Genomic DNA, 24,968 nt, shown 5'->3' with positions numbered 1-24,968 from the left:
AAGAATGAAAGAAATAGATCTTAGAAGTGATACGGTGACTAAACCTACAGAAGGAATGATGCAGGCCATCATCAATGCTGAAGTAGGTGATGACGTGTATAAGGAAGATCCTACAGTGAATAAACTGGAGAGAAAACTGGCCGATATGTTTGGAATGGATGAAGCTTTGTTCTTTCCAACCGGAAGTATGGCTAACCAGGCAGCGATCAAGCTGCATACACAACCGGCCGATCAACTTATTTGTGACAAATGGGCGCATGTTTACAACTACGAAGGCGGCGGGGTTTCCTTTAACAGCGGAGTTTCCTGCAAACTGGTGGATGGTCACCGCGGAATGATAACAGCAGACCAGGTGGTAGAAAATATCAACCCGCCCGATTTTTATCACAGTCCGTTAACCACCCTTGTTTGTCTTGAAAATACGACCAACAAAGGAGGAGGAGCTTGTTATGATTTTGAAGAGATCAGGAAGATCAGAAAGGTGTGTGATGAGCACAATCTTGGCTTGCACCTGGACGGTGCCCGCCTTTTCAATGCCCTCGTAGCTACCGGGGAAGATCCTAAGGAATACGGGAAAATTTTTGACACAATCTCTGTTTGTCTTTCAAAAGGACTGGGAACTCCGCTGGGAACTGTTCTTATTGGGAACAAAGAGATTATGAAAAATGCAATGAGGGTGAGAAAGGTCCTTGGAGGTGGAATGCGCCAGATAGGCTTTATGGCTGCCGCCGGAATATATGCACTTGATCACCATGTAGAGCGACTTGCCGAGGACAATAAAAGAGCTTCAGAAATTGGAGAGGTACTTAAGGAGCAAAGCTACATTGGGGAAGTGGAACCGGTTGAAACCAATATTGTTATCTTCTATTTGAAAAATCCTTCAGATGAAGGAGCCTTTATGGAAGCTCTGAAAAAGGAAAATATCAGGATAAGCAATATGGGGCAGGGGAAGTTGAGAGCGGTAACTCACCTTGATTATTCCGAAGAAATGCACCAAAGATTTCTGGAGGTGCTAAGAGGGATGAAACTGTAAAAAAGATTACCTGCCAAAAATGACATTTTTGGCAGGTAATCTTTTTTTTTGTTGATAGTCGATAGTTCAGAGTTCAATGTTCTCTATCTCTTAACTCCGAACTTTTGACCATTAACTATTCCCAAGCATATCATTCATTCCGGGAATATCTGGCATACCTTCTTTAGCCACTGCGGCAAGTTCGCCTTCATTTACTTCGGTCGCGCGGGCAACAGCTTTGTTGATGGTCAACACTAAATAATCCTCGAGTTGTTCTTTGTCTTCCAAAAGCTCGTCGGCAATCTCTATATTTTTGATCTCGCGATTAGCGGTGATCGTTACTTTTAAAAGTCCGTCGGCAGATTGCTCATCAAGCAGGACGGTCTTGAGTCTTTCTTTGGTCTCTTCAACTTTTTTCTGGGTCTCCTTGATCTTGTTCATCATGCCCATCATATCTCCAAACATAGTATCAGTTTTATGGTTACAGCAAAACTACCTAAAAAGGTCATTATATAGAACTTATAGACACAGTTTTAAGTTTTCTTTATTAGAAAGCGTAACTTTGCAGCCGGTAAAATTAAAATGAGAAAATGAAAGTTGCTGCTAACGAAATAATTGCCCCCCGGATTAAAAAAATACCGGTAAATCTGGAAAAACACGGAGATGTTCGTACAGATGATTACTTCTGGTTGCGCGAACGCGAAAATCCTGAAGTTCTTGACTATCTCACCCGTGAGAACGTGTATAATGATCAAATGACAGCTCATACTAAACAGCTGCAGGAGAAGCTGTTTCAGGAAGTGAAGAAAAGGATCAAAGAAGATGATTCGTCTGTACCATATAAACTTAATGGTTACTGGTATATCACCCGCTTTGAAAAAGGAAAGGATTATCCTATTTACTCCCGCAAGAAAGAAACCCTGGAAGCGCCGGAAGAGATCATGTTTGATGTCAATAAAATGGCAGAAGGACATGACTATTACCGGTTAAGCGGGATTAGTGTGAGTCCCAACAATAAACTTGTTTCTTATGCTGTAGATACGGTGAGTCGAAGGAAATACACCATCTACGTTAAGAACCTGGAGACCGGGGAAATTTTCTCTGAAAAAATTAAAAACACCACCGGTGGTGCTACCTGGGCAAACGACAACAAAACCCTTTTCTATGCGCGTAAAGACGAGGAGACCTTGCGCAGCAATAAGATTTACAAGCACAGGTTAGGTACAAAAGCAAAGGAGGATGAACTTGTTTTTTTTGAAGAGGACGAGACTTTTCACACCTATGTCTACAAGTCGAAATCGAGGCGCTACATCATTATAGGATCAGATAGCACCCTGACTTCGGAATACAGGTTTATTTCAGCCGATGATCCACATGGAGAAGTGCATATAGTACAGCCAAGGATAAGAGGCGTGGAATATAGTATTGCTCATTACAGGGATTGTTTCTATATCATGACCAATAAGGACGGGGCCACTAACTTCAAGTTGATGAAAGCTCCGGTTCATGATCCCGGGATAGAGAATTGGGAAGAGGTGATACCACACCGGGAGGATGTGTTACTGGAAGATATTGACCTGTTTAGAGATTATATTGTGGTAAGTGAAAGGAGTAATGGTCTTAACAAGATCCATATTCGCAGATGGGATGGAACAGATTCTTATTTCCTGCCATTCGACAATGAGACTTATACTGCTTTTACCGGCACTAACCCCGACTTTGATACTGAAATTCTCAGGTATACCTACAACTCTTTACTTACTCCAACGCAGGTGGTGGATTTCAACATGCGTACTAAGGAAAAGGTTGTAAAAAAGGAGCTGGAAGTTCTGGGAGGTACATTTAAGAAAGAAAACTATGTCTCAGATCGTATCTGGGCTACCGCCCAGGATGGCACTAAGATCCCTATGACGCTTGTACATCGCAAGGAGCTTCAAAAAGACGGGAAAAATCCTGTTTTACAGTACGCTTATGGTTCATATGGATCTACAATAGACCCTTACTTTTCAAATGTACGTTTAAGCTTGCTTGACCGCGGATTCATTTTTGTCATAGCACATGTGAGGGGAGGCGAATACCTTGGAAGGAAATGGTATGAAGATGGTAAGTTACTTAAGAAGAAGAATACGTTTACCGATTTCATTGATTGTACTAAACATCTAATTCAGGAGAATTATACTTCGCCAGAACATATGTATGCCAGTGGAGGTTCTGCCGGCGGATTGTTAATGGGCGTGGTCGCCAATATTGCGCCTCAACTGTACAAAGGAATAATAGCTTCAGTGCCTTTTGTTGATGTGGTCACAACCATGCTGGATGAGACTATTCCCTTAACTACGGGAGAATATGATGAATGGGGCAATCCAAATGATCCCGAATATTATTTCTACATGAAATCCTATTCCCCTTATGACAATGTAACGGCTCAGGATTATCCAAATATGCTGGTCACTACCGGGCTACACGATTCCCAGGTGCAGTACTGGGAGCCGGCAAAATGGGTAGCCAAGTTGAGGGAGCTAAAAACCGATTCTAATAAGTTGCTTTTTCACACTAACATGGACGCAGGTCATGGTGGAGCATCAGGACGTTTTGAGGCGCTAAGGGAAGTAGCTGAAGAATATGCTTTTCTCCTGGATTTGGAGGGAATCACCGAATAATTAAAATATTTGACTTAAATTTGCTTCGTTCGTGATCGGTTTGAAATAAGCTTTTCAAGGCGATTATTGTAAATAACTTCAATTTATGAGAGAAGATTTACAGGTTTATGATAATGTATTACAGCTAATAGGTAATACCCCTCTTATCCACTTAAACCGTATCACCCAGGGCCTTGAAGGAGACTATTTTGCTAAAGTAGAAGCATTTAATCCGGGGCACTCTACCAAAGATAGAATAGCCTTACACATTATAGAAGAAGCCGAAAGAAAAGGGATCCTTAAACCCGGCGATACTATTATTGAAACTACTTCCGGAAATACCGGTTTTAGTATTGCAATGGTCAGTGTGATCAAGGGTTACGAATGTATCCTGGCAGTGAGCTCAAAATCTTCTAAGGACAAGATCGATATGCTGCGCTCTATGGGTGCCAAGGTCTATGTTTGTCCTGCCAACGTAACTGCCGATGATCCCCGGTCTTACTATCAGGTAGCGAAGAGGATGCATGATGAGATAAAAGGTTCAGTGTATATCAATCAATACTTCAATGAGCTCAATATTGAAGCTCATTACAGCACTACCGGGCCCGAGATTTGGAAACAGACCGAAGGAAAGATTACCCATCTGGTGGCTTGTAGCGGTACCGGAGGAACTATTTCAGGAACTGCAAGGTTCCTGAAAGAACAAAATCCGGAGATCCGCATTCTTGGAATTGACGCTTATGGTTCTGTTCTTAAGAAATATCATGAGACCAAGGAATTCGATACATCCGAAATCTATCCTTATCGTATTGAAGGTCTGGGAAAGAACCTTATTCCAACTGCCACAGATTTTGAGATCATTGATAAGTTTGTGAAGGTGAGCGATGAAGACAGCGCGCATACTGCCCGTCAACTTGCCCGCACAGAAGGTTTGTTTGTAGGATACACCAGTGGTGCAGCCTTGCAGGGAGTGTTGCAAATGGCCGAAGAAGGAGAATTTGATAAGAACAGCAAAGTTGTTGTGGTCTTCCCCGATCATGGTTCCCGATATATGAGCAAAATCTTTAGTGATGACTGGATGAATGAGCAGGGCTTCTTCGACAGCAAGAACGAAAAGGCGGTAAACCAGATCGAATTTGTAAAGTAAGGCTGGAAACCACTACCTGTTAATATTCTTCGCAATTTTCTTTCAAACAAACCGTTAAGGTCTTAGGAGTGGGAGGAGCTGTTAAAGTTTCACTGAACTTCATGTTTTTCAGTGCACTTAGCTCGACTGCATTCTTCAGTTACTATTTATTTACTACTTTTGCCGAAGTGAAAATATTTAAAAATGGCAGATTTATTCGATAAAATATATAAGGACAAAGGGCCTTTGGGTAAGTGGAGTGAAGTAGCTGAAGGTTACTTCGTATTCCCGAAACTGGAAGGACCTATTTCCAATCGTATGAAATTCCGGGGACAGGACGTGATCACCTGGAGTGTGAATGATTACCTGGGACTTGCAAACCACCCCGAAGTGCGCAAGGTTGATGCCGAAGCTGCTGCAGAATGGGGATCTGCTTATCCCATGGGTGCCCGTATGATGAGTGGGCACACTACCTTACATGAAAAATTACAGGATGAACTGGCTTCCTTTGTTCATAAAGAAGCTGCTTATCTGTTGAATTTTGGGTATCAGGGAATGGTTTCGACCATTGATGCCCTTGTTTCCAAAAAAGATGTTATTGTTTATGATGTAGATGCTCATGCCTGTATTATAGATGGAGTTCGCCTGCATTTAGGCCAGCGCTTTACCTATAAGCACAATGACATGGAGAGCATCGAGAAGAACCTGCAGCGTGCCGAGAAGATCGTTGAGCAAACCGGTGGCGGGATCCTTGTTATTTCTGAAGGGGTTTTTGGAATGAGAGGAGAGCAGGGTAAGCTTAAAGAAATAGTTGCCCTTAAAGAAAAATATGATTTTAGGCTGCTTGTAGATGATGCACACGGGTTCGGAACTCTTGGTAAAACAGGAGCAGGAGCCGGTGAAGAGCAAGGTGTGCAGGATGGAATTGATGTATATTTTGCCACTTTCGCCAAATCCCTTGCGAGCACCGGAGCGTTCATTGCTGCCGACCGGGAGATCATAGATTACCTGAAATACAATCTTCGTTCCCAGATGTTTGCAAAATCTCTTCAAATGCAGCTGGTCATTGGAGCTCTAAAGCGTCTTGAGATGCTTAGAACAATGCCCGAGCTTAAGGAGAAGCTGTGGGAGAATACCAATGCCCTTCAAAATGGCTTAAAAGACCGCGGTTTTGATATAGGAACTACTCAGAGTTGTGTTACCCCGGTTTATCTTCAGGGAAGTATCCCCGAGGCTATGGCACTTGTGAATGACCTTCGTGAGAACTACGGAATTTTCTGTTCCATTGTAGTTTATCCGGTAATTCCTAAAGGATTGATCCTGCTAAGACTTATTCCAACAGCAACTCATACCCTTGAGGATGTAGAGGAAACGTTGTCGGCATTTTCAGCGATTAGAGAGCGCCTTGAAAATGGCACATACCGAAGACTTTCGGCAGGTGTTGCTGAAGCAATGGAAAAGTAAGACTTTCAAAAATTCTAAATGTAAATCCCCTTTTTAAGGGGATTTTTTTTGTCCGCTTTAAAAAGGTTTTTTATAATTTGTTTAGGAGTAGAAAAACTTTTTAATCGCTATTTTATCTATAAACGGATAAAAAAAGAATAGTTATGGAAGATTTGAAAGTTGCTGTGATCTATTACAGTTCGACCGGAACAAATTATCAACTGGCAAACTGGGCAGAAGAAACTGCCAGTGAGTTGGGTGCCGAAGTTAGGCTGCGAAAAGTAAAGGAATTGGCCCCAAGAGAGGCTATTGAAGCCAATGAAGATTGGAAAAAGCACGTGGACGCAACAAAGGATGTGCAGGAAGCCTCCATGGATGATCTTGAATGGGCCGACTGTTATATCTTTAGTGCTCCCACGCGTTATGGTAACCTGCCTTCGCAATTCAAGCAATTCCTGGACATGACTGGAGGGCTCTGGTTTAAGGGGAAACTGGCAAATAAGGTAGTTAGCGGAATGACCAGCGCAAGTAATGTGCATGGGGGTCAGGAATCTACTTTACTTTCTCTGTACAAGACTATGTTCCATTGGGGGGCAATTGTTGCCGCACCGGGTTACACAGATGAAGCTATCTTCAACGCCGGAGGAAATCCATATGGAGTAAGTATTACTGCCGGTAAGGAAGAGCTGGGAGAGAAGGTAAAAAAAGCAGTGGCACACCAGGTGAAGAGAACAATGACCCTGGGTAGCTGGGTCAAAAAGGGCAGCAAATAATCTCTTTTTTGAAAGGTATAATCGAAGTGCCTAAAGTACCAGTTCAGAAAAAAGCCGGGTAAGGGTCGCCTCCAGGTCATCACACATTCCCGGATGCGGTCTGGAGGTCTGGATGACCGAGCTTCTCACCGCAGTGAGCCACCTAAAGCGGGATGGGATGTCCATCTGCGCAATGGGGCCTCCATCTTGTGAGCCCTCACAGATCTTTTCAAAAGAGGTTAAATTTTTTTCAAGTTGTTCCATGTCAAGATCAGGACAAAGCATCAACAATTTTTCCTGATCGAGCCTGTGCTTTACCTTCAGGTATTTTTCCTTTTTACAAAAGAGCACGACTCCCACGTTAAGGAACTCTTCCCGTTCCACCCGTGGGACTACCCGTATAATGGCATATTCATATAAGTGCTTTTCTGGCATTTTGTGCTTCTTTTATAAAAATATTAGAATTGTCCAGGCGTATAAGGAGGAACTGAATATAAGCTTCCCGGATTTCCTGAGGGGAAAGATTACTTTCCTGCCATTGCAGCCAATCATCGGGTAAACCTGTTACGATCTCACGTAATTTTTCCCGGTTAAGTAACTGCTTTATTTCTTTATCGGCATCCTCTAGCCGGGTAGCCTGCGGCAATAGCACATGCTCCTTAATAAAGCTGAAAGGACTTTTCGCGTGTTTCTCAAGGTTGTTCCATGAATGGTGAAAGAAAAAGGAAGCCCCATGGTCAATTAACCACAGTTCTCTGTTCCACATAAGCATGTTGGTATTTCTATAAGTGCGATCTACATTAGTGATAAAAGCATCCAACCACACAATTTTTGAAGCAGAGTTGTCATCAACAGTTGTAACTGCCGGATCAAAATTTATAGCCCCCGATAGAAAATGCATGGCAAGATTTAGCCCTTTACTGCCCTGCAAGAGATCCTGTATCTCTTCGTCTCCTTCGGTACGTCCAAAAGCTTCATGAAGGTTTGCAAAAACAAGCTCGGGTACTCTCATTCCTATTGCTCTCGCGATCTCTCCCCCTAAGAATTCAGCTATTAATGCTTTTACTCCGTGGCCGGCTCCCCGAAATTTCAGTACATACTTAAAATCGTCATCGGCTTCGGCAAGTGCAGGGAGAGAACCGCCTTCTCTCAAAGGAGTTATATAACGACAAACCGTAACGCTGCGAATATCCTCTATGGCTCCCATATAATTGCTGAAATAACAATTCTTAAGCAAATTTAAGATTCTTTGGGAGAGTCACAGGTAATCAACAGAAATTTAAATCTGCATTAAACCTTTTGAGCAGTAAGTTTAACTTCATAGGGGAAAGCAAAACTCTCCGGTCTTGCTCCGTTTAGCCAGTCATTGTGGTCTTTGTGATGAAGAATAACAGGCATGCGTTGCTTGTTGTTATGGATCTCGCTCATGAGTTCATTAGCTTCTGTAGTTATGATACTATAGGAGCCAATTTTCTTACCTGTAGAGGGATCCTGCCAGTGAGAATAAATACCTGCAAAGGCAAAAATCTCCTCTTCGGCAGAAGAGATGAGATATTTTTGTTTGCTTTTACCTTTTTCATCCAACCACTGCCATTCATAATATCCGTTTGCAATTATTAAACACCGGTTATCAACCGAATTTCGAAAAGCCGGTTTTTCTGTTATAGTTTCGATCCTGGCGTTAAGCGTGGATTTTTTGATGTCGCTGTTCTTTGCCCAAAAAGGGATCAATCCCCAGTTGTAGAACAGGATCTCCCCGGGGGCCGCATCTGTGATCACAGGGTTGCCGGAAAAATCAAAGCCGTTGATCTCCTCTTGTGGTGTATAAAGCTCCGGCTCGGTAAAGGAAGCATCAAAGGCTTTTTCGATCTCATAGATTTTGGTATTCAATTTTGTTCTAAAGCACATGGTTCATTGTCTTGATCTGCTTGAATTGCAGGTTTTTCAGAAAAGGGTCTCTAAAATTACATTTTTGAACAGTACTAAAAAAGCCTGTATAAAATATTACAGGCTGGATAAATTAAAATTGATCGGGACCTGATTAGGCCAAAAGCCTTTTTTGCTTTTGTTGTTTTAAAGCTATACTTACAGCCTCAAAGATTTCCCGTTTCAGTCTTTTATATTGTCTTGAATAGTGGATCACGTCATTAAGGATGGATTTATGTTCCTTTCTATAGAATTTACCTTCCTTAGGCTCATCCAGGTCATCTATAAGCTTTCGCAGCCTGTTTATATGTTTCACGACTGTACTTTCCAGAATTTGCAGCTCTTTTTCGGAGAGGGTTAATCTTTCTATAAGATCCTTTACCCTTGAAAACAGCTGCGACTCAATGATAGGCATGGTATGTTCTTTAAGCATATCTTCAAAAAAACGATGTTCGTCCTTAATGAAGTTGAGTTCAGATTTCCACTGCAAGGAGGAGAAATGCATTTCATCGGGTGTTTTCCACTCGATGTACCTGTAGTTATGTGCTTTATTTTCCATGACGGTAAATATTTGTTCTTTCAATTCTCTTTACTGGCCCGCCTTAGATACTTGGCGGTAAAGGAGAAAATTTCCAATTTGAATTTCCTGAATTTTTGAGCAAAATCAAGAATTCTCTGTTCAAGCTTCAGGTGTTGATTGTGATAAAAGACTTCGCAGCTTATATCCTCACATTCAAGAATTCCTTCAATGTCGTACCGGTGATTATGAAGCTCCCTGATAAGTTCCAGGCTTTCCCTTTTAAAATTCTGCAATTCATCATAGAAGATCTGGAGCCGCTCATAAAGGTTAAGAACATTTTTTTGAAAAATGTCTGCTCCCAAGTATTGGTTCAGGAAGTTGATCTCTTCCGAAAAATAGGAGAGTCTTTCTTTCCATCTACTGTACTCCTTCAGTAGTCGTTCGATCTCCTTTTCGTTGGCAGAAAAACTTCTGGAGGTGTTTCGGTCCATAATATCCTGTATTTAAGTTATTAAGGTATGAAAATTTCGGTTTCTCAAGATGACAAATGTCACTTAAAAATTGAATTTCCGGAGCAGGAAGGAAAAAAATTTTAGGAAAATTGCAGGATTTGAAAATTTAACTAAAAATAGTTGGGCCACTTGTAACACGAATCTAAAAATGATATACATTTGGCGCCTCAAACAATTAATAATTCATTTAAAATGAAAAAATCCTTTTTGACTTTTGCTGCTATCGCATTAGTATTCTCTTTTACTTCTTGTAAAGAAACAACTACTGAAACCACTGAAGAGAGTGCAGTAGAGGTGATCGAAACTCCTGAGGCTCCTGTTGAAGTTGAGGCTGTTGAGACTGAAGAAGTTGTTGATACTACCAGCACAGGCGGAAACGTAGTAGAAGACATTACAGATACTACTTCTGTAGAATAATTTATTATTCTTAAGAAACCCGGCATTTATTGATGTCTTAAAAGAGATCCGTGGCGAGAGTCACGGATCTTTTGTTTATACCCTTAGGCTTACTGTTTCCCCCAAATGTGGAATATCTGCCTTCCATCCATAGCGGTCTTTGATCTTCACCCGTAAGACATCTGAGGCTTTTTTCTCACCATGAACAAGGAAAATACGTTGCGGTGCTGTTTCCAGGTCCGCTATCCAATCCAATAATTCATTTTGATCAGCATGTGCAGAGAGACTGTTGATGGTCTTAACCGCAGCCTCTACTTTATAGTATTTTCCATGGATCTTTACATCGGGCACCCCTTCCTGTAGCTGCCTGCCTCGTGTACCTTCGGCCTGGAAACCCACAAGAAGGATTTGAGTTTCAGGTTTTTCAAGATAGGATTTGAGGTAAGCTAATACTCTACCGCCGGTAACCATTCCGCTGCCTGCAATAACCACTTTGGGGCGTGGATCTTCTATGACCTTCCAGGTATCTTTATAGTTGGTGATGATCCTGAAAAAGTCTTTCATCCTTTTGAACTCCTCATGGTCAAGTTTGTGCCAGGACATGAACCTGCTAAAGATCTTGATCACTTCGTGTCCCATGGGGCTGTCAATATATACAGGAGGTAAGGTGAATTTTTGTTTCTTATGCAAATTATAGATCCTGTACATTAGGGTCTGCAATCGTTCTACCGCAAAGCTGGGAATGATGAGGGTACTATCATCTAACAGGCATTTTGTTATTGCCTGCTCCAGGATATTCTCTACGTCTTCAATTGGGTGGATCCTGTCGCCGTAGGTGCTTTCAAGGAATAGAAAATCGGCATGCTCCGGTTTTGCCGGAGATTCCAGAAGATCGTCTTTTTCCCTGCCAATATCACCCGAGAAGACAAAGATCTTCCCGTTTAGCTCCAGCTCGATAAAAGTTGCTCCAATAATATGTCCGTTCCGACGGAACCGGATTTTGACTTTTTCGGAAATCTCTAACCACTCATCTGTTTTTACAGAGTGGAACAACTTGAGAGTTGCTGCAACATCTTCTTCGGTATAAAGAGGAAAAGCGGGATGATGAATACTAAAACTTTCTTCATTTGCTCTTTTTGCATCCTCTTCCTGAATTTTTGCACTGTCTCTTAGTATAACTTCAGCAATTGCGAGGGTAGGAGAGGTGCCTAAAATGTCATTTTTGAATCCCTCTTTTACCAGTCTCGGTAAGTAGCCGGTATGGTCCAAATGTCCATGGGTGAGAAGAACAAGATCTATCTCTTCAGGAGGTATGCTTATGTTCTTCCAGTTCAACTCCCGAAGCTCTTTCAGTCCCTGAAAAAATCCGCAGTCCACAAGAATGTTCAGCCATGGGGTTTCCAGAAGGAACTTTGATCCTGTTACGGTGCCGGCAGCACCTAAAAAACTGATCTTTACGTTATCGCTCACCTTAATGTATTAGAGGAACAATTAATTTTTCGATCTCATTCAGGATAAGGTGCTTACGTTCGTTGCCTATTTCCAGCTTATCCAGGAAAAAATTATCCTGTACGAGTTGCCTGCACAAAACCACATCCCTGCTTAAGAGGAACTGCTTCTCCCGGCCTGAAAGGAGATTTGATACCGTAATGGGATATAACCCCAGGCTGTCAATTCTTTCTTTTAAAGAAGAACCTTCAGGATAATCCCAACCCAAAAGCTTTAATCCGGCGCAACGGCCGTAGGTGATAGCATCTTCTGTAAACCTGGAATTGGTCACCACCCAGCCTTCATGTTGAATTCCCGTATTTACTGTTGTCTTCAGCTGAAAAGTTTTGAGATCTATAAAACGTGAGTTAATATAGAGGGGTATTTTTACATCACATTTCTTAGCCTGATCCCCGTGAAATTTACACTCAATGAACAATTTCCGGTTTTCTTTCATTGCCAGGACATCAACTTCATGTTTTACACAGATCCCTTGCATGAGGTTACCAACCTCCACTTTATACCCGCTATGCTCAAAAACTGCTGCGATAAATTTTTCAAAAGGAAATCCTGTAGGACCTAATTCATAAATGGCCTTCTTCAATTTGTATCTTGAAGCAGTGAGACCGTCCTGCTTTTTTAAAAGATAATAAGCACGTTTATATATCTCTTTTGTTGAGATATCTTCGTACAGTTCTTTGCGCAAAGTGTTGAGAATATCTACGATCACATGCTCTTTTGCGCCGGCTCTTCTTAAAGAAGCGGCTACGCGGCTCTCCTGGAATTCAGCCCGTTCCCCTGAAGCTTTTAAGATCTTCATGTTGAGGTTTGTTGCTTTACCGGTTCGGAAGGTTGATGTAATACCAGTACCGGAATTTTGGAATAGTGTGCTAAATTTTTATAAAGCGGGTTCATTAGCAGGTTTTCGATGAAGGAGTGCTTCTTATTTATAAAGGCGATCATTCCGCTTTCCCTGCTTTCTATGAAGGAATATATACCCAAGGCTACGCTAAGGAATTCCAGGGAATGAAAGGAATGCTTAACAGCTGACAGCTTTTCTTTAAGCAATTTCCTGTTACGATGTTGTTCCCTGTTTAGCCCTCCCTCTTCAGAAATATGAAGGATACGCAAGGTTGCGTCAAATTTTTGAACAAGGGAAATAAGAAAGTCAAGGTCAGCCGGTTTTAATTCTGCTTTAAAGCTATTGGCCAGAACAATCTCGGCTGGTCGGTGGAAAGTAACTGTCGAAGGGACGCTTAGGATTGGGCATTGTTGGATCTCTTCAATAATATTTATCGTATTGCTACCGTAGATCGCCTTATCCCCGGCAGTGTGACCCTGATTGCCAATTATTATAAAGTCGACCCTATTCTTTCGTAATTCCTTTGAGATAGCATCGTTGAGAAGGAGATTATGGCATGCAGTGTGAAAAAAATGAGCCTCCCCGGCATTTGTTTTCAGATCTTTAAGAGCTGCTTTGAATTCACCCTCTATTCTTTTTTTCTCTTTCTCCAGAATAGCCCTGGAAGGTTTGGCTATCAATGTGCTTTTTTCATAGTAGTCATTGACCTTGAAGGCATGCACCAGGATAAAATTAACTCTCTCATTGAAAAACATATCCACTGCATATCGTCCTGCATTCTAAGCATTTGCAGAAAAATCTGTTGGTAAGAGGACGGTTTTCATGTTATTTCTTCTTCCTGGAAGGGATCACAAGGAATGGTACCTTCACATTAAATCCTATTTCATTGACGACAGGTGTAAACAGTAAATTTTCAAAAAAGGAGTGTTTGTTGTTGACCATGGCCAGCATATCTGTTTCATTTTCCTCCTGAAAATCATATATGGCCCTGGTCACACTTTTTTCGGTGACGCTATAAAAGTGATGGCTAATATCTTTAAAGGCCCGTGCTAATGCTTTTTTTCTACTTGTTTGGATGGGATTAAGATTAATACCAAAATACACGTGCAGGATATTAATAGTGGAGGAATGCATTTGTGCCAGCTCCTTCAAAATGCCCAACAGTTGGGGGATTTCTGCCTCATAGTCTGTCGGGAATAAGATCTCTCGTGGAACTTTGAATTCGTAATGAGAAGGAACGGCCAGTAAGGGGCATCGCGTTTTTTTAATAGCGTGAACAGTATGGGTTCCAAAAAGGATCTCTTCTGCACCTGTTGCTCCCTTTGTTCCCATTACTATAAGATCGATCACTTTTTCTATAACCAGTTCCTTTATCTCATCATTTAGCAGATTAAAGGAGGAGATCTTTTCAAAGTGATGTCTTTCATTCTTAAAATTCCGCTTAATGCGCCTTAGGACCCTTTCCAGGCCCTGGAGAGATTTGTTTCTGTAGATCTCGGTGAGAGTTGGTTGTGTGGCGCTGTATACCAGGGATTCATTGTCATATAGTACCGGGGTGTAGGTATTGAGCAGGTAAAAGATGCACTCCTCTCCGCTTAAAAGTTGGACGGCATATTTGGCTGCATTGTAAGCATTTTCGGAGAAATCTGTAGGTAAAAGGACTCTTTTCATGACCTAAAGATTTAAGAACGGTGGAAATTTTGGAGAACGAGGAATGGAACTTTGGGATGTAGTCCAAACTTGTCAATTGTCGAGCTGTAGAGAATGTTCTCGAGATAACTATGACGGGAATTGACCAGAATCAAGAGGTCAATATTAAGATCGTCGATCATCTTTTCAATAGCCTGAGTTTTTTCCAGTGAATCTTCGTGATGATGGGTGATCTTAAGGTCATAAAACTGCTCAGTTATAGCCATCTTGTTGTCAAGTTGTCTTAAGGTCTCTTCTGCAAAGCGGGATACATAAAGCATATGCACATGCGAACAGAACGAGCGGGCTATCCCGCCCACCAGTTTAAGTTCCCTCTTTTGATAGGGCAGCAGATAGTTGGTGGGGAATAAGATATTCTCAGGGTCTGAAAAACTATAGTTCTCAGGAATACTGAGAACCGGGCACTGCACATATTTAATGATCTGCAGGGTGTTACTGCCAAAGGTTAACTTCCTGTCATTTGTGCTACCCCTCGTGGCGGTAATAATGAGATCGGCATTTTCTTTTTCCGCAAGATCGTTCACTTCATCAATGAGGAGTCCAAATGCAGATACAGGGTGAAAGTTATGTTTGGGATTTGAATAGAGCTGCTTTATTTCTGCAGTGATCTTTTCCAGTTCACTGATGCATTTTTCCTTTACCGTTGCTTTATATTCATCCAGGAGGTCATGAGTGATCACTCCCTCAAAACTATAAACTTCATCTGCATATGCGTGCAGAAGGTAGAATTCACTCTTCTCATATTTGAAAAGCTCTGCAGCATATTTAAGAGCATTGAATGCATTGGCTGAAAAGTCGGTAGGGATAATAATTTTTCTCATTTCCGGCGTTTTCCTTAAAGTTAAATGAAGTTTTGATATAAAAGGATGATGATCATCACTTTTTAAAAGAAGAGACTGCCAGGGTTTTCTTCTATGAAAATAAATCCGGTTATGGTTAATTTGCCTTTGTCAAGGCTTATTCGTAGAACATGTGCTAATGATCACTTGGCAGTCTCTTTCCCGGAGGTTAGGAGACCTTTATAGTTTTCGGTTTTTTAGGTTCCATCCCATCCTTTTTCTGAAGTTTTAATTTTAGTACTCCATTTTCATACCTGGCTGAAACTTCTTTTTCTTCATCTACTGATTCGGGAATTCTTATGGTTCTTGAGAAAGAATTGTAACTGAATTCCCGGCTCAAAAAGCCATCTTTTTCCTCTTCTTTGTTGTCTTCTCTCTCGGCTGAAACAGTGAGGAGTCCGTTGTCAAGAGTGATCGTAAAATCATCCTTTTTTAGTCCGGGAGCAGCCAGTTCTACCTCAAAATCCTTTTCTTTTTCCTTCACGTTCATAGCAGGATTAAAATCGAAATCGCTGTTTGAATCAAGGTAATTTTTTAACCCGCGGCGGTCAAAGAGATCTGAAAAGAAGGGATCGCTCATTAGAGCATTGCTCAACATCGGAGTTCTGCGCTTGTGGGATTTAACTAAAGACATGACCTTAGAAATTTAGGTTAGTAATTTTTCTTTCTAAGTTAGAAATATACTCTCACTAAGAGAATGATAAATGTCAGACTAGAAAAAAAATCTCTGAGAAAAACCTAGTGGATCTCTCTTAGTTTTTCCAGCTTTAGGATCTTGATATTTCTTCCAATAATATCTATTAAGCCATCTTTTTTTAAAGAAGAAAGACTTCTAATAAAACTTTCTGTAGATATGCCTGCAACGCTGGCCATATCACTGCGGGAGACTTTGAGGATAGGCTGGGAATCTCTTTTTACTTTATCGGCAAATTCCAGGAGGGTACTTGCGGTTTTCTTTAGAACTGAACCATACGCCATTTCTAATAAATGGCTTTTTAATATGTCGAGATCATGAGAAATTACCTCGGCAAATTCCAGCATCAACTCCTGGTTCTGCTGCAGCAAATGAATAAACTCTTCACGTGAAATCCTGTAGAGGATACTTCTTTCCAGAGCCTGCGCACTTTCGGGATAATGAGAAGGAGTTTTAAAGCTGTAGAAGCCAAGAAAATCCCCTTTTTGAGGGATGGCAGTTATGAGTTCTTTACCGTACTCATCCAGCCGGAAAGTCTTCAACATCCCGTGCTCCAGTAAGAATACACTGGAGGCCATTCGGTTCTCAAGATAAATCTCTTCGTTCTTTTCGACCTGAATCTGTTCCCCGTAGGTGCGAACATACTCTTTGAACTCCTCAAGGTGAAGTTGAGGTTTTTTCTCCAAATGGGTCTGTTCTTCCTGTTCCAGAATTTGAGCACGTTTTGATAACCTCTTTTCAATGGCCAGAACCAGATCCTCTTCACTAAACGGCTTGGTGATGTAATCGTCTGCCCCCAGGTTCATTCCTCTGCGAACATCTCCGGGCTCTGCCTTGGCTGACAAAAAGATAAAGGGGATATTCCGTGTATGGCGGTTTTGTTGTAGTGCCCTGTAAACTTCATACCCGTCAAGCTCGGGCATCATGATATCTGAAATGATGATATCGGGCAGTTCTTTGTAAGCCTTTTTAACTCCGGATTTGCCTTCGTGGGCGAGAAGCATGCGGTAACCTGAAAGTTCAAGTAATTCGCGGGTGTTTTCGGCAAGAACAAGATCGTCTTCAATAAGGAGAACGGAACTTTCCATGACGTTGAAAATTAAACTGATACGCCAGGAGATTTGTTTAAATCACCTCTGATTATCAGGTAATTATGTACCACATAAATATACGGCAGAAAACATTAATTGTGAAATATTTAAGACCCAAAAATCTCTTTTTTTTCTCCGTACTTTTTTATCTTTAAAAGATAGGTCATGGAAAGTTTGCTCAATTGCATTTCGATCTATTGTTAATTAAATTTAGTTGCTATGAAATCACTTATTTGCCAGTGCTGTGGACTTCCTTTTTCCAAGAAGATGAGAGGAACGAAAAGAGATCACAGCAAAACTTCAGATTATTGCCTGGAGTGCTTCAGGGACGGGGAATTTACAGACCATCATCTTACCATCAATGACATGGAAAAGAAATTACTGGATATGGCCAGGCACCATGATGAGATAAGCATTGAAGAAGCCCATCAAACCATTAGATCTCTGCCCGACCTAAAGCGCTGGAGAATGACTCATATCCTTTAGCTCCTTCTGAATTATTAGGCTTTCCTTAACGCAGGATTTGCGTGGGTTTTTATTATGTTCTTTACCTTTGGTATAATTGAGAAATTTCAGTAGAAAGATTAACGAAAAATCTAAATTATGAAAAGAATAAACCAATTTCTTGCCTTTTTATTGACGTTAGTTCTAGTGAGCTGTGGTGATGAAAAGAAAGATCAGGAAACAATTACTATTGGAGAGGAAGGAACTCTTGAACAGATCGACACCAGTGAAGACAGAATGGAATCGACTTCAGATACCATGCAATCCGGTCAAGCGGTTCAGCGCCAGAATGGAGTTGTTCAGGTAAATCTTACCGGAAATGATCTTATGCAGTACAATATCAATGAAATTAGAGTGAAGGCGGGAGAAACCGTTAGGCTCACCCTTACACACGTTGGACAATTGCCTGAAAACGCGATGGGGCACAATTTTGTTCTTCTTAAGCAGGGAACAGATGTAGTCGATTTTGCTCAAAAGGCTGCTACTGCTACGGGTAATGATTATATACCTGAAGGTACAGATGCTGTAATTGCTAAAACCGAGATGATTGGTGGTGGCGAAGAGACCAGCATTGAATTTACTGCACCGGCAGCAGGAACTTATGAATACATTTGTAGTTTCCCCGGACATTATGTTCAAATGCGGGGAAAATTTATCGTTGAATAGAACAGAGAGTTAGACTTGATTTCGTTAGGACTGCCGGATACGTCTCCGGCAGTTTTTTTTACTCTTTGGAAGCCTCTCTTGCTTCCCTTCGGGCTTTCTTTTTAAAATATCCCCTAAAGAGAATATTGTGCTGTAAAGCCTTCATATTTTCATCGAGCTTTTTGCTTGCCGCTTCTGCATTCTCCAGAGTTTTATCAAGATTATTGACAAAGGTCGTGTCCTTCATGATGAAATTGAGAACCCCATCATTGTTCTTTATTGCATTGGAGAATTGATTGAGATTAGCAGTCATTTGTTCAATTTCAAATGCCGATTTTTCTATACTTGCAATTATTTCCTCAACCCTGTGTACAGAGCTGCTGTCTGGAGTCAGTAACTTCCCGGCCAGGCTATTCTCCATGTCAACAGAACCAAGGATATTGCTAAGTTTGGCTACGCTGGAGGAAGCCGACCTGGTGGTGTGGCGAAGCTGGTTCATACTTTCCTTTACATCCTCAGCCATCTGTTGATCCTTGATGAGCAATCCTAAAGTTCCTTCACCGTTATTGATCGCGGCGGTGATCTTGAGTAGATCGGCAGTCAGGAGGGCTGCATTCTCGTTGGTCGTATTCAGGGTTGTAAGCATATCGGCAGTAGTGACCTTGCTTATTGATTCCAAAGTATCTCCCGGTTGTATCATTTCCGATTCACGGGAGTCCCCCGGCACCAGGTTAACGATCATACTTCCCACCAGTCCGTCAGAGGAAATAGTAGCTAAAGAGTTCTTTCTAATGAGATTCATAGTCCTTTCCTGAATGATAAAATCTACAGCAATGCTCGTGTCATTTACTATAGTTATAACTCTAACAGTTCCTACGTTGACCCCGGCATAGCGTACGTTGTTCCCTACCTGTAATCCATCCACACTTTTGAAGACAGAGGTAATCCTTGGATTGGATCCAAAGAGATTCTGTCGGTTCCCAATAAAATAGACCCCTGCTACAAAGATGAGCACCCCTGTAATTATAAAAAGCCCGAGCCTGAAGTTTTGAGCATTTGAATTTTTCATCCCTTTTTTATTTAAAGAAGGCTTTGACATTTGGATCCTTCGAAGTGGAAAGTTCCTCAAATGTGCCCTCGGTATAATTAGTGTGATCGTACAACAGCACTATGCGATCGGCGATGACCCTGGCACAGTCCACATCGTGAGTAATTATGAGGGAGGAGGTGTTGTATTTTTTCTGCACCTCGGTGATGAGGTGAACGATCTCCTTTGCAGTAATAGGATCCAACCCCGTTGTGGGTTCATCATAAATTATAATCCTTGGTTTTAATATTAGTGCCCTGGCCAGGGCTATACGGCGCTGCATTCCTCCCGACAGTTCTGCCGGCAAAAGATCCAGAGTTTGAGGGAGGCCCACACTCTCTAAGGCTTCCAAAACCAGTTCCTCTGTCTTTTGCCCCTTTGTTTTTGCCTTATGTCTTCGAAGAGGAAACTCAAGATTTTCCCTTACGGTCATAGAATCATAAAGTGCGCTCCCTTGAAAAAGAAAACCAATATCTGCCCGTAAAGCATCCATTTCTTCCTGTTGAAGTCTGCTAATATCTTTCCCCAGCACTTCTATACTACCGCTATCCGGCTCCATAAGACCCACGAGGCATTTGATCATTACTGATTTTCCGGAGCCCGATTTTCCCATGATCACCAGGTTCTCGTTTTCATATAGCTTAAGGTCAAAATCTTTCAATACTTCATTATCTCCAAATCTCTTATTGAGCTTGTTGATGGAAATAACGGCTTTCTCTTTTGAATAGTCAATATGCTTAAGTGCCTTATCCATAGATCACATCTGAAACAAATACAGCTATAAAATCCAGCACAAAAAGAAGCAGGGAGGTAAAAACAACAGCTGAATTTGCTGCCCGTCCTACCCCTGCAGTTCCTTTACTGCTATAGTATCCTTTGAAACAGCCAACCAAGCCTATTGCAAAGCCAAAGAAAAATGACTTGACCGTGGCCGGAAGAAGATCTCTAAATTCTAAAGCCTCGAAAACCTGGTTGAAGTAAAGCAGAAAAGAGACATTTCCCTTTACGTTTTCGACCAGAGCTGAGCCTAGCAGAGCTATAAAATCTCCGATTAAGATCAAAATTGGAAGCATTAGAGTTGCGGCAAGTATCCTTGTAACTACCAGAAACTTATAAGGGTTCGTACCCGAAACTTCCATGGCATCAATTTGCTCTGTTACCCGCATGGAGCCAAGTTCCGCCCCTATACTTGAACCAATTCGTCCCGCGCAAATGAGAGCAATAATTACCGGCCCAATTTCCCTTACAATTGAGATGCTTATCATTGAAGGCATCCATGAAACAGCACCAAACTCCATCAATGTGGGCCTGCTTTGTAAGGTAAATACCAATCCCAGGATAAACCCTGTAATAGAGACCAGGATCAGGGATTTATTTCCCATCTGGTAACATTGACGAAGAAATTCCCGGAATTCAAAGGGGCGGGAGAAAAGTTCCCTAAAGAATCTCCCGGCAAAATGAGACAGCTCTCCAACTTCTATGAAGAAGGAGTAGAGGTTGGCGGTTATTGGAAAACTACGGGCCATACCTGGAACATTTCCCTGTAAAGCTAACTTAGAAAGGTGGGGAGAACTATGATATCTCTCAGGTTTAAGGGAGAAACCGGGTAGAAAGAACTGGCTGTGCCTCACCACAATCACCGGCTTCTGTTTTAGAATTACCTGCCTATTCAGTAACTTAGAAGATACATACATGCATTAACCAAACAAGTACCCGATAATGATCATTACTCTCACTGTTAATCCTGCCCTTGATATCTACTCCAAAACCGAAAAATTAGAACCTAATGAGAAGCTAAGATGCGATAAGCCACTTATAGATGCCGGAGGTGGTGGAATAAATGTTTCAAGGGTAATAAAAAGACTGGGAGGTGAGTCTACCGCGGTCTTTGCTAGTGGAGGTCACACCGGTAAATTATTTTCCGATCTTCTTGCAAAGGAAGGGGTAAATCAGGATCCCGTTCATGTTAGCAATGATCTAAGGCAAAATTTTGCTATTACCGAAAACTCTACCGGAAATCTTTACCGGTTCGGCTTCCCGGGTGCGGAATTACAGGACCGGGAGTACGAGGCTTTACTTGAAAAAATAGATAAATGTAAAGAAGGGTCTTTTCTTGTAGCCAGTGGTAGTCTTCCACCCGGTGCCCCTGCCGACTTTTACGCACGGGCAGCGGCTAGAGCCAGTAAGTGCGGACTCAAATTTATACTCGATACTTCCGGAAGATCCTACAAAGGAGTGCTTGAAGAAGGCGCTTTTTTGCTTAAGCCAAATAGGAAAGAATTAAAAGATCTTTCAGGGGAAGCTGCGGAAACTATTGAGCAGCAAAAAAATGTTCTGCTGAAGATCCTTGAAACCCATCAGGTGGAGAACATCGTGTTATCGCTTGGAGCGGAAGGAGCATTATTGGCTACAGGAGGCAAGGTGAAGCAATTCCCGGCACCACAGGTAGAGCATGTGAGCTCAATTGGGGCAGGGGACAGTATGGTTGCAGGTATAGTTTACAGCTTATCCACGGGACAGCCTATTGAAAAAGCCGTTCTGTACGGTTTGGCCTGTGGGAGTGCAACCATAAAATCACCCGGTACAGAACTTCTTAAGGCAAAGGACGTAGAGTCACTTTATGAACAGCTGCTGAAGAGCAGAGAAGAATTTTGACAATTCTTTCAGGTTGTAGTAACATAGGGTGCTGAAACTTCCATGGTTTACAGGAAAGAAGCTGACTTTGATTTTTAATTGCCCAAGAAGTCTTAACCGGTTGATTTTCTAAAAATCATTGTTCAGCTTCAGCAGAGAATTAAGAAAACCTGAACAAATTCCAGAGTATAATTTTCTAATTTGTATTCTAAATTCAGCAAAATGAAATGGAGAGGCAGAAGAAAAAGTTCTAATGTTGAGGATCGCAGGGGTAGTTCCAAAGGTAAGATCGCAGTAGGGGGAGGCTTGATTGCGGTTATTTTTATCGCTATTCAATTATTTACAGGCGGTGATGCAACAGATATTCTCAACCAGTTCCAGGAGCAGGTACCGGCAGGAGAGACCAGGGAACTAACGGCAGAAGAAAGAGAACTGGGGGATTATGCAGGAGTTGTCCTGGCAGACACAGAGGACGTTTGGAACGAACTTTTTCAGCAAAACGGGGCCTCATATCCCGAACCGGGAATGGTACTTTTTAGTGATGTTGTGAATACAGCCTGCGGTGGTGCATCGGCTGCTTCAGGACCTTTTTATTGTCCGGGAGACCAGAAGATCTACATGGATCTCACTTTTTTTGAAGAGCTGCGCAGTCGCTTTGGGGCCAAAGAAGGCAATTTTGCCATTGCCTATGTTATTGCTCACGAGGTGGGACATCATGTACAGACGATCCTGGGAACTTCAGGAAAAGTACGACAACTGCAACAGGGAATGAGCGAGACAGAGGCCAACCAGCTTTCTGTAGCCCTTGAGTTGCAGGCAGATTTCTATGCCGGCATCTGGGCTCATTACAACAGGGAATACCTGGAGCAGGGGGATATTGAGATCGCTTTAAGTGCGGCGAGTGCTGTGGGTGATGATGCGATCCAGAAGCGAACTACCGGCCGCGTGGTGCCGGACGCTTTTACTCATGGCACCTCACAGCAGCGTATGGAATGGTTTCTAAAAGGTTATAAAAGCGGCGATCTTACCAGAGGCAGAACCTTTGAAGCGCTCGCACAATAGTTAACTCAAGGCCGGAAAACTTACCGCCAGGATCAAAAGATTTAGTATCGTCCCGTATTTTGCATCTTCCCAGTTTAGAGTGATCAGGAATTGTGATAATAGAGCTCCGCAAATTGACAGAACAGGCCAGTACCAGGCGTTGGTCAGGAAGAAGATCAAAGCCAGCACAAGAATAATGGAAGATAGCAGCCAAAGCATTCCTTCAAGTCTGCTTATTCTGCGGGAAAGGGTTGGAAGAAAGTCGGTATAAAAAGATTTAACCAATCCCATTAGGTGCAAGATGGCATGAAGTAACAGGAGGATGGCGATGATTACCTTCATGGCTTAAAAGCTGTTAGTGTTCTGCTTCTGGATTTTCCGGGAACAAATGCCGGTTGATTTTTTTCTGAACCTTTGATGAGCATGACCGGGATGGAGCTCCCTGCAATACTACTATAGAGATCGGTGGAGTCAAACCGTGCATTACTAGCATTTTGTACCACCGGAACTATATGAAGATCGATTTGTTTCTGAAGAGAATTCCCCTTTAGAATCCTTTCTCCATGTCGGGAAAAAATTTTCCTGATCTTTGGATGATAAGCTTCAAATTTTTGTGTGAGTTCAAATTCATCCCTTGCTTCCAGAGCAGGATTTATCTTATCTGATAATATTCTGAATATTTCCAGATCCATCGTGTAGTTTCCAAAAATTTTTATGAAAGGATCAAGACTGGCAAGCTTTATCTCAAGATTGGGATCTAGACTCATAAGGACTTTTCGAGGAGAACGAAATTCCAGATCCCGAGGTACCAGAAGAAGCGGAAAAGATCTTTTAGTGGCTAGTTCAACCAGCATTTTCCAATTCCATTTCTTTAAAATAGCTGTCGTAGTAATTGCCAGAGAAATATCCCATGACTGTTCTTGTAATTTATCTATAGAAAGCAGCCGGAAATTAAAATCTTCTTCAGGAAATTTATGGACCAGGTTTTTTTGAAGCTTTTGAATTCTTTGCAGCCCTTCAAAATGAATGCATTCCATCTTCATCATTTCTTCAGAAGACAAGTGCTTGTAGGGATTTATTGGTGACTGGTTAAGGATCCAAAAGTTGCATTTTTGGCCCCTCATTAATTTCAGGGCATACAGGATCGTACTGGTGTACGATGACGAAAAATCTGTTGAAATGACAATATTTTTCATGACCCATAAATTCCCTTGTTAAGTTACGAAAAAAAGGCACCAAAATGAACATAATTAACAGGTTCTTCAGCAACTGAATTGATTCACTTCCTCAACTTCTCCAGGCTCCATATTACTTAAAAATTCATTTCCAATCCTTACGCGTACAAGCCGTAATGTGGGGAATCCAACTGCAGCCGTCATTTTCTTTACCTGCCTAAACTTACCTTCGGTGAGCGTTACAGAGATCCAGCTGGTAGGACCATGACGGGAGCCCCGGATGGGTTTGGAACGTGGAGGAAAAACGGGAGGAATGTCAAGGTGTATAACCTCACAGGAATTGGTCATGTACTTCTTACCATTTATACCTATTTCCACTCCGCTCCGAAGCTGCTTAATAGCTTCTTGAGTTACTTCACCATCTACCTGTACATAGTATTCTTTTTCCACTCCTCTTCCCGTGATCTCTGCACTCACTTTACCGTCGGTTGTAAGTAGTAGAAGTCCTTCAGAATCTTCGTCCAGTCGGCCTATGGCCATTGTATTTTCAGGAAAGTCATAAAGCTCCCCTAGCAGTCGTTTGTTTCTGCGGGTACGCTGGTTAGTGATGAACTGGCTTAGATAACCGTAGGGCTTATAAAGTTTAAAATGTCTGTGCATATAAAAAAGGAAGAGTGAAGAGTCTGTAGCATTTGGTCGACAAAAATAGTGTTTCAGCCTTCATTTTTAACATATAAGCCAGGTGTTTATGGGAAAAATCACCAAAAGTGGGTATTGCAGGGAGAGACAGCATCAACTATTTTTACAACATGAAATTGGATTAGAAAATTATTCAGCAATGAATAAGATCCAATGGAATAAAAAATCGGGGG

At 41.9% G+C, this 24,968-nt stretch carries 29 protein-coding genes; 10 read left to right on the top strand and 19 right to left on the bottom strand.

The window, feature by feature from the left end; genetic code table 11:
* Positions 1-4: 4 nt before the first annotated feature.
* Positions 5-1,033, top strand: coding sequence for a threonine aldolase family protein (locus VR862_RS11370; RefSeq protein ID WP_324721094.1), 1,029 nt, complete (start codon positions 5-7; stop codon positions 1,031-1,033).
* Between the two features lie 111 nt (positions 1,034-1,144).
* On the opposite strand, the gene VR862_RS11365 is transcribed toward VR862_RS11370, so the two are convergent.
* A complete protein-coding gene (locus tag VR862_RS11365; RefSeq protein WP_324721093.1) occupies positions 1,145-1,477 on the bottom strand; it encodes a YbaB/EbfC family nucleoid-associated protein in 333 nt (110 codons plus the stop codon).
* 125 nt (positions 1,478-1,602) lie between these two features.
* Between VR862_RS11365 and VR862_RS11360 the strand changes: the two genes are divergently transcribed.
* The 4 genes from VR862_RS11360 (at position 1,603) to wrbA (ending at position 6,993) form a co-directional block, all read left to right on the top strand.
* The gene (locus VR862_RS11360; RefSeq protein WP_324721092.1) at positions 1,603-3,672 is read left to right on the top strand and encodes a S9 family peptidase; all 2,070 of its coding nucleotides are present in this window, start codon (positions 1,603-1,605) and stop codon (positions 3,670-3,672) included.
* A gap of 85 nt (positions 3,673-3,757) precedes the next feature.
* A complete protein-coding gene (gene capA, locus VR862_RS11355) occupies positions 3,758-4,798 on the top strand; it encodes a cysteate synthase (protein WP_324721091.1) in 1,041 nt (346 codons plus the stop codon).
* A 183-nt stretch (positions 4,799-4,981) separates the two neighbouring features.
* Positions 4,982-6,241 (top strand): cysteate-C-fatty acyltransferase, encoded by a 1,260-nt coding sequence (capB, locus tag VR862_RS11350; protein WP_324721090.1) that lies wholly within the window; start codon positions 4,982-4,984, stop codon positions 6,239-6,241.
* A 143-nt stretch (positions 6,242-6,384) separates the two neighbouring features.
* Positions 6,385-6,993 carry an NAD(P)H:quinone oxidoreductase gene (wrbA, locus tag VR862_RS11345; protein WP_324721089.1) on the top strand — a complete coding sequence of 203 codons (609 nt, stop codon included), beginning with the start codon at positions 6,385-6,387 and terminating at the stop codon, positions 6,991-6,993.
* A 30-nt stretch (positions 6,994-7,023) separates the two neighbouring features.
* Here the strand turns inward: wrbA and VR862_RS11340 are convergent, their stop codons facing one another.
* From VR862_RS11340 to VR862_RS11320, 5 genes are all read right to left on the bottom strand, one after another.
* Positions 7,024-7,407 (bottom strand): DUF3037 domain-containing protein, encoded by a 384-nt coding sequence (locus VR862_RS11340; protein ID WP_324721088.1) that lies wholly within the window; start codon positions 7,405-7,407, stop codon positions 7,024-7,026.
* The gene (locus VR862_RS11335; protein WP_324721136.1) at positions 7,385-8,179 is read right to left on the bottom strand and encodes a HipA family kinase; all 795 of its coding nucleotides are present in this window, start codon (positions 8,177-8,179) and stop codon (positions 7,385-7,387) included. Before VR862_RS11335 ends, VR862_RS11340 begins: the two co-directional genes overlap by 23 nt.
* 83 nt (positions 8,180-8,262) lie before the next feature.
* The gene (locus VR862_RS11330) at positions 8,263-8,880 is read right to left on the bottom strand and encodes an SOS response-associated peptidase (protein WP_324721087.1); all 618 of its coding nucleotides are present in this window, start codon (positions 8,878-8,880) and stop codon (positions 8,263-8,265) included.
* 133 nt (positions 8,881-9,013) lie between these two features.
* A complete protein-coding gene (locus tag VR862_RS11325; protein ID WP_324721086.1) occupies positions 9,014-9,457 on the bottom strand; it encodes a hypothetical protein in 444 nt (147 codons plus the stop codon).
* 20 nt (positions 9,458-9,477) lie between these two features.
* Positions 9,478-9,909: a hypothetical protein gene (locus VR862_RS11320; protein ID WP_324721085.1), complete on the bottom strand. Its 432-nt coding sequence runs from the start codon at positions 9,907-9,909 to the stop codon at positions 9,478-9,480.
* A 213-nt stretch (positions 9,910-10,122) separates the two neighbouring features.
* Between VR862_RS11320 and VR862_RS11315 the strand changes: the two genes are divergently transcribed.
* Entirely contained in the window at positions 10,123-10,347 is a 225-nt protein-coding gene (locus VR862_RS11315) for a hypothetical protein (RefSeq protein ID WP_324721084.1), read from the top strand.
* Positions 10,348-10,422: 75 nt separating this feature from the next.
* Here the strand turns inward: VR862_RS11315 and VR862_RS11310 are convergent, their stop codons facing one another.
* The 7 genes from VR862_RS11310 to VR862_RS11280 form a co-directional block, all read right to left on the bottom strand.
* The gene (locus VR862_RS11310) at positions 10,423-11,796 is read right to left on the bottom strand and encodes an MBL fold metallo-hydrolase RNA specificity domain-containing protein (protein WP_324721083.1); all 1,374 of its coding nucleotides are present in this window, start codon (positions 11,794-11,796) and stop codon (positions 10,423-10,425) included.
* Position 11,797: 1 nt separating this feature from the next.
* Positions 11,798-12,634 carry an ATPase gene (locus tag VR862_RS11305; RefSeq protein ID WP_324721082.1) on the bottom strand — a complete coding sequence of 279 codons (837 nt, stop codon included), beginning with the start codon at positions 12,632-12,634 and terminating at the stop codon, positions 11,798-11,800.
* On the bottom strand, positions 12,631-13,437 hold the full coding sequence (locus tag VR862_RS11300; RefSeq protein ID WP_416384497.1) for an adenine nucleotide alpha hydrolase family protein: 807 nt from the start codon (positions 13,435-13,437) through the stop codon (positions 12,631-12,633). Before VR862_RS11300 ends, VR862_RS11305 begins: the two co-directional genes overlap by 4 nt.
* Positions 13,438-13,501: 64 nt before the next feature.
* Positions 13,502-14,347: a universal stress protein gene (locus VR862_RS11295; RefSeq protein WP_324721080.1), complete on the bottom strand. Its 846-nt coding sequence runs from the start codon at positions 14,345-14,347 to the stop codon at positions 13,502-13,504.
* Positions 14,348-14,358: 11 nt separating this feature from the next.
* The gene (locus VR862_RS11290; protein WP_324721079.1) at positions 14,359-15,207 is read right to left on the bottom strand and encodes a universal stress protein; all 849 of its coding nucleotides are present in this window, start codon (positions 15,205-15,207) and stop codon (positions 14,359-14,361) included.
* Between the two features lie 187 nt (positions 15,208-15,394).
* Entirely contained in the window at positions 15,395-15,859 is a 465-nt protein-coding gene (locus tag VR862_RS11285; protein WP_324721078.1) for an Hsp20/alpha crystallin family protein, read from the bottom strand.
* A 104-nt stretch (positions 15,860-15,963) separates the two neighbouring features.
* Positions 15,964-17,007, bottom strand: a complete 1,044-nt coding sequence (locus VR862_RS11280) for a response regulator (RefSeq protein ID WP_324721077.1) — start codon at positions 17,005-17,007, stop codon at positions 15,964-15,966.
* A gap of 222 nt (positions 17,008-17,229) precedes the next feature.
* On the opposite strand from VR862_RS11280, the gene VR862_RS11275 reads away from it, so the two are divergent.
* The gene (locus tag VR862_RS11275; RefSeq protein ID WP_324721076.1) at positions 17,230-17,496 is read left to right on the top strand and encodes a zinc ribbon domain-containing protein; all 267 of its coding nucleotides are present in this window, start codon (positions 17,230-17,232) and stop codon (positions 17,494-17,496) included.
* 117 nt (positions 17,497-17,613) lie between these two features.
* The gene (gene azu / locus VR862_RS11270) at positions 17,614-18,180 is read left to right on the top strand and encodes an azurin (RefSeq protein ID WP_324721075.1); all 567 of its coding nucleotides are present in this window, start codon (positions 17,614-17,616) and stop codon (positions 18,178-18,180) included.
* A 58-nt stretch (positions 18,181-18,238) separates the two neighbouring features.
* On the opposite strand, the gene VR862_RS11265 is transcribed toward azu, so the two are convergent.
* Genes VR862_RS11265 through VR862_RS11255 form a run of 3 tightly spaced genes read right to left on the bottom strand, consistent with a single transcriptional unit; the run spans position 18,239 to position 20,772 of the window.
* A complete protein-coding gene (locus VR862_RS11265) occupies positions 18,239-19,228 on the bottom strand; it encodes an MlaD family protein (protein WP_324721074.1) in 990 nt (329 codons plus the stop codon).
* Between the two features lie 7 nt (positions 19,229-19,235).
* Positions 19,236-20,000 (bottom strand): ABC transporter ATP-binding protein, encoded by a 765-nt coding sequence (locus VR862_RS11260; protein ID WP_324721073.1) that lies wholly within the window; start codon positions 19,998-20,000, stop codon positions 19,236-19,238.
* The gene (locus tag VR862_RS11255) at positions 19,993-20,772 is read right to left on the bottom strand and encodes an MlaE family ABC transporter permease (RefSeq protein WP_324721072.1); all 780 of its coding nucleotides are present in this window, start codon (positions 20,770-20,772) and stop codon (positions 19,993-19,995) included. The genes VR862_RS11260 and VR862_RS11255 overlap by 8 nt, the downstream gene beginning before the upstream one ends.
* Positions 20,773-20,965: 193 nt before the next feature.
* Between VR862_RS11255 and VR862_RS11250 the strand changes: the two genes are divergently transcribed.
* Positions 20,966-21,901, top strand: coding sequence for a 1-phosphofructokinase family hexose kinase (locus VR862_RS11250; protein ID WP_324721071.1), 936 nt, complete (start codon positions 20,966-20,968; stop codon positions 21,899-21,901).
* Between the two features lie 201 nt (positions 21,902-22,102).
* Positions 22,103-22,942, top strand: a complete 840-nt coding sequence (ypfJ, locus tag VR862_RS11245) for a KPN_02809 family neutral zinc metallopeptidase (protein ID WP_324721070.1) — start codon at positions 22,103-22,105, stop codon at positions 22,940-22,942.
* On the opposite strand, the gene VR862_RS11240 is transcribed toward ypfJ, so the two are convergent.
* The 3 genes from VR862_RS11240 to VR862_RS11230 all read right to left on the bottom strand — a co-directional run bounded on the left by VR862_RS11240 (position 22,943) and on the right by VR862_RS11230 (position 24,756).
* Positions 22,943-23,263 (bottom strand): hypothetical protein, encoded by a 321-nt coding sequence (locus tag VR862_RS11240; RefSeq protein ID WP_324721069.1) that lies wholly within the window; start codon positions 23,261-23,263, stop codon positions 22,943-22,945. It lies immediately after the preceding gene.
* A complete protein-coding gene (locus VR862_RS11235) occupies positions 23,260-24,117 on the bottom strand; it encodes a hypothetical protein (RefSeq protein WP_324721068.1) in 858 nt (285 codons plus the stop codon). Before VR862_RS11235 ends, VR862_RS11240 begins: the two co-directional genes overlap by 4 nt.
* A gap of 66 nt (positions 24,118-24,183) precedes the next feature.
* Complete coding sequence (locus VR862_RS11230; protein WP_324721067.1) at positions 24,184-24,756, bottom strand: pseudouridine synthase; 573 nt, start codon at positions 24,754-24,756, stop codon at positions 24,184-24,186.
* Positions 24,757-24,968: the final 212 nt, after the last annotated feature.

This window comes from Salinimicrobium aquimaris (assembly GCF_035607535.1).
GTDB lineage: Bacteria > Bacteroidota > Bacteroidia > Flavobacteriales > Flavobacteriaceae > Salinimicrobium.
The sequence above is the reverse complement of the archived record's forward strand: the minus strand, read 5'-3'. Positions and strand labels throughout refer to the sequence as shown.

Bases quoted from the DNA above. Each gene is read 5' to 3' on its own strand.
- VR862_RS11370 (WP_324721094.1), top strand. From the start codon at position 5: ATGAAAGAAATAGATCTTAGAAGTGATACGGTGACTAAACCTACAGAA.
- VR862_RS11365 (WP_324721093.1), bottom strand. From the start codon at position 1,477: ATGTTTGGAGATATGATGGGCATGATGAACAAGATCAAGGAGACCCAG.
- VR862_RS11360 (WP_324721092.1), top strand. From the start codon at position 1,603: ATGAAAGTTGCTGCTAACGAAATAATTGCCCCCCGGATTAAAAAAATA.
- capA (WP_324721091.1), top strand. From the start codon at position 3,758: ATGAGAGAAGATTTACAGGTTTATGATAATGTATTACAGCTAATAGGT.
- capB (WP_324721090.1), top strand. From the start codon at position 4,982: ATGGCAGATTTATTCGATAAAATATATAAGGACAAAGGGCCTTTGGGT.
- wrbA (WP_324721089.1), top strand. From the start codon at position 6,385: ATGGAAGATTTGAAAGTTGCTGTGATCTATTACAGTTCGACCGGAACA.
- VR862_RS11340 (WP_324721088.1), bottom strand. From the start codon at position 7,407: ATGCCAGAAAAGCACTTATATGAATATGCCATTATACGGGTAGTCCCA.
- VR862_RS11335 (WP_324721136.1), bottom strand. From the start codon at position 8,179: ATGGGAGCCATAGAGGATATTCGCAGCGTTACGGTTTGTCGTTATATA.
- VR862_RS11330 (WP_324721087.1), bottom strand. From the start codon at position 8,880: ATGTGCTTTAGAACAAAATTGAATACCAAAATCTATGAGATCGAAAAA.
- VR862_RS11325 (WP_324721086.1), bottom strand. From the start codon at position 9,457: ATGGAAAATAAAGCACATAACTACAGGTACATCGAGTGGAAAACACCC.
- VR862_RS11320 (WP_324721085.1), bottom strand. From the start codon at position 9,909: ATGGACCGAAACACCTCCAGAAGTTTTTCTGCCAACGAAAAGGAGATC.
- VR862_RS11315 (WP_324721084.1), top strand. From the start codon at position 10,123: ATGAAAAAATCCTTTTTGACTTTTGCTGCTATCGCATTAGTATTCTCT.
- VR862_RS11305 (WP_324721082.1), bottom strand. From the start codon at position 12,634: ATGAAGATCTTAAAAGCTTCAGGGGAACGGGCTGAATTCCAGGAGAGC.
- VR862_RS11295 (WP_324721080.1), bottom strand. From the start codon at position 14,347: ATGAAAAGAGTCCTTTTACCTACAGATTTCTCCGAAAATGCTTACAAT.
- VR862_RS11290 (WP_324721079.1), bottom strand. From the start codon at position 15,207: ATGAGAAAAATTATTATCCCTACCGACTTTTCAGCCAATGCATTCAAT.
- VR862_RS11285 (WP_324721078.1), bottom strand. From the start codon at position 15,859: ATGTCTTTAGTTAAATCCCACAAGCGCAGAACTCCGATGTTGAGCAAT.
- VR862_RS11280 (WP_324721077.1), bottom strand. From the start codon at position 17,007: ATGGAAAGTTCCGTTCTCCTTATTGAAGACGATCTTGTTCTTGCCGAA.
- VR862_RS11275 (WP_324721076.1), top strand. From the start codon at position 17,230: ATGAAATCACTTATTTGCCAGTGCTGTGGACTTCCTTTTTCCAAGAAG.
- azu (WP_324721075.1), top strand. From the start codon at position 17,614: ATGAAAAGAATAAACCAATTTCTTGCCTTTTTATTGACGTTAGTTCTA.
- VR862_RS11265 (WP_324721074.1), bottom strand. From the start codon at position 19,228: ATGAAAAATTCAAATGCTCAAAACTTCAGGCTCGGGCTTTTTATAATT.
- VR862_RS11260 (WP_324721073.1), bottom strand. From the start codon at position 20,000: ATGGATAAGGCACTTAAGCATATTGACTATTCAAAAGAGAAAGCCGTT.
- VR862_RS11255 (WP_324721072.1), bottom strand. From the start codon at position 20,772: ATGGCCCGTAGTTTTCCAATAACCGCCAACCTCTACTCCTTCTTCATA.
- VR862_RS11250 (WP_324721071.1), top strand. From the start codon at position 20,966: ATGATCATTACTCTCACTGTTAATCCTGCCCTTGATATCTACTCCAAA.
- ypfJ (WP_324721070.1), top strand. From the start codon at position 22,103: ATGAAATGGAGAGGCAGAAGAAAAAGTTCTAATGTTGAGGATCGCAGG.
- VR862_RS11240 (WP_324721069.1), bottom strand. From the start codon at position 23,263: ATGAAGGTAATCATCGCCATCCTCCTGTTACTTCATGCCATCTTGCAC.
- VR862_RS11235 (WP_324721068.1), bottom strand. From the start codon at position 24,117: ATGAAAAATATTGTCATTTCAACAGATTTTTCGTCATCGTACACCAGT.
- VR862_RS11230 (WP_324721067.1), bottom strand. From the start codon at position 24,756: ATGCACAGACATTTTAAACTTTATAAGCCCTACGGTTATCTAAGCCAG.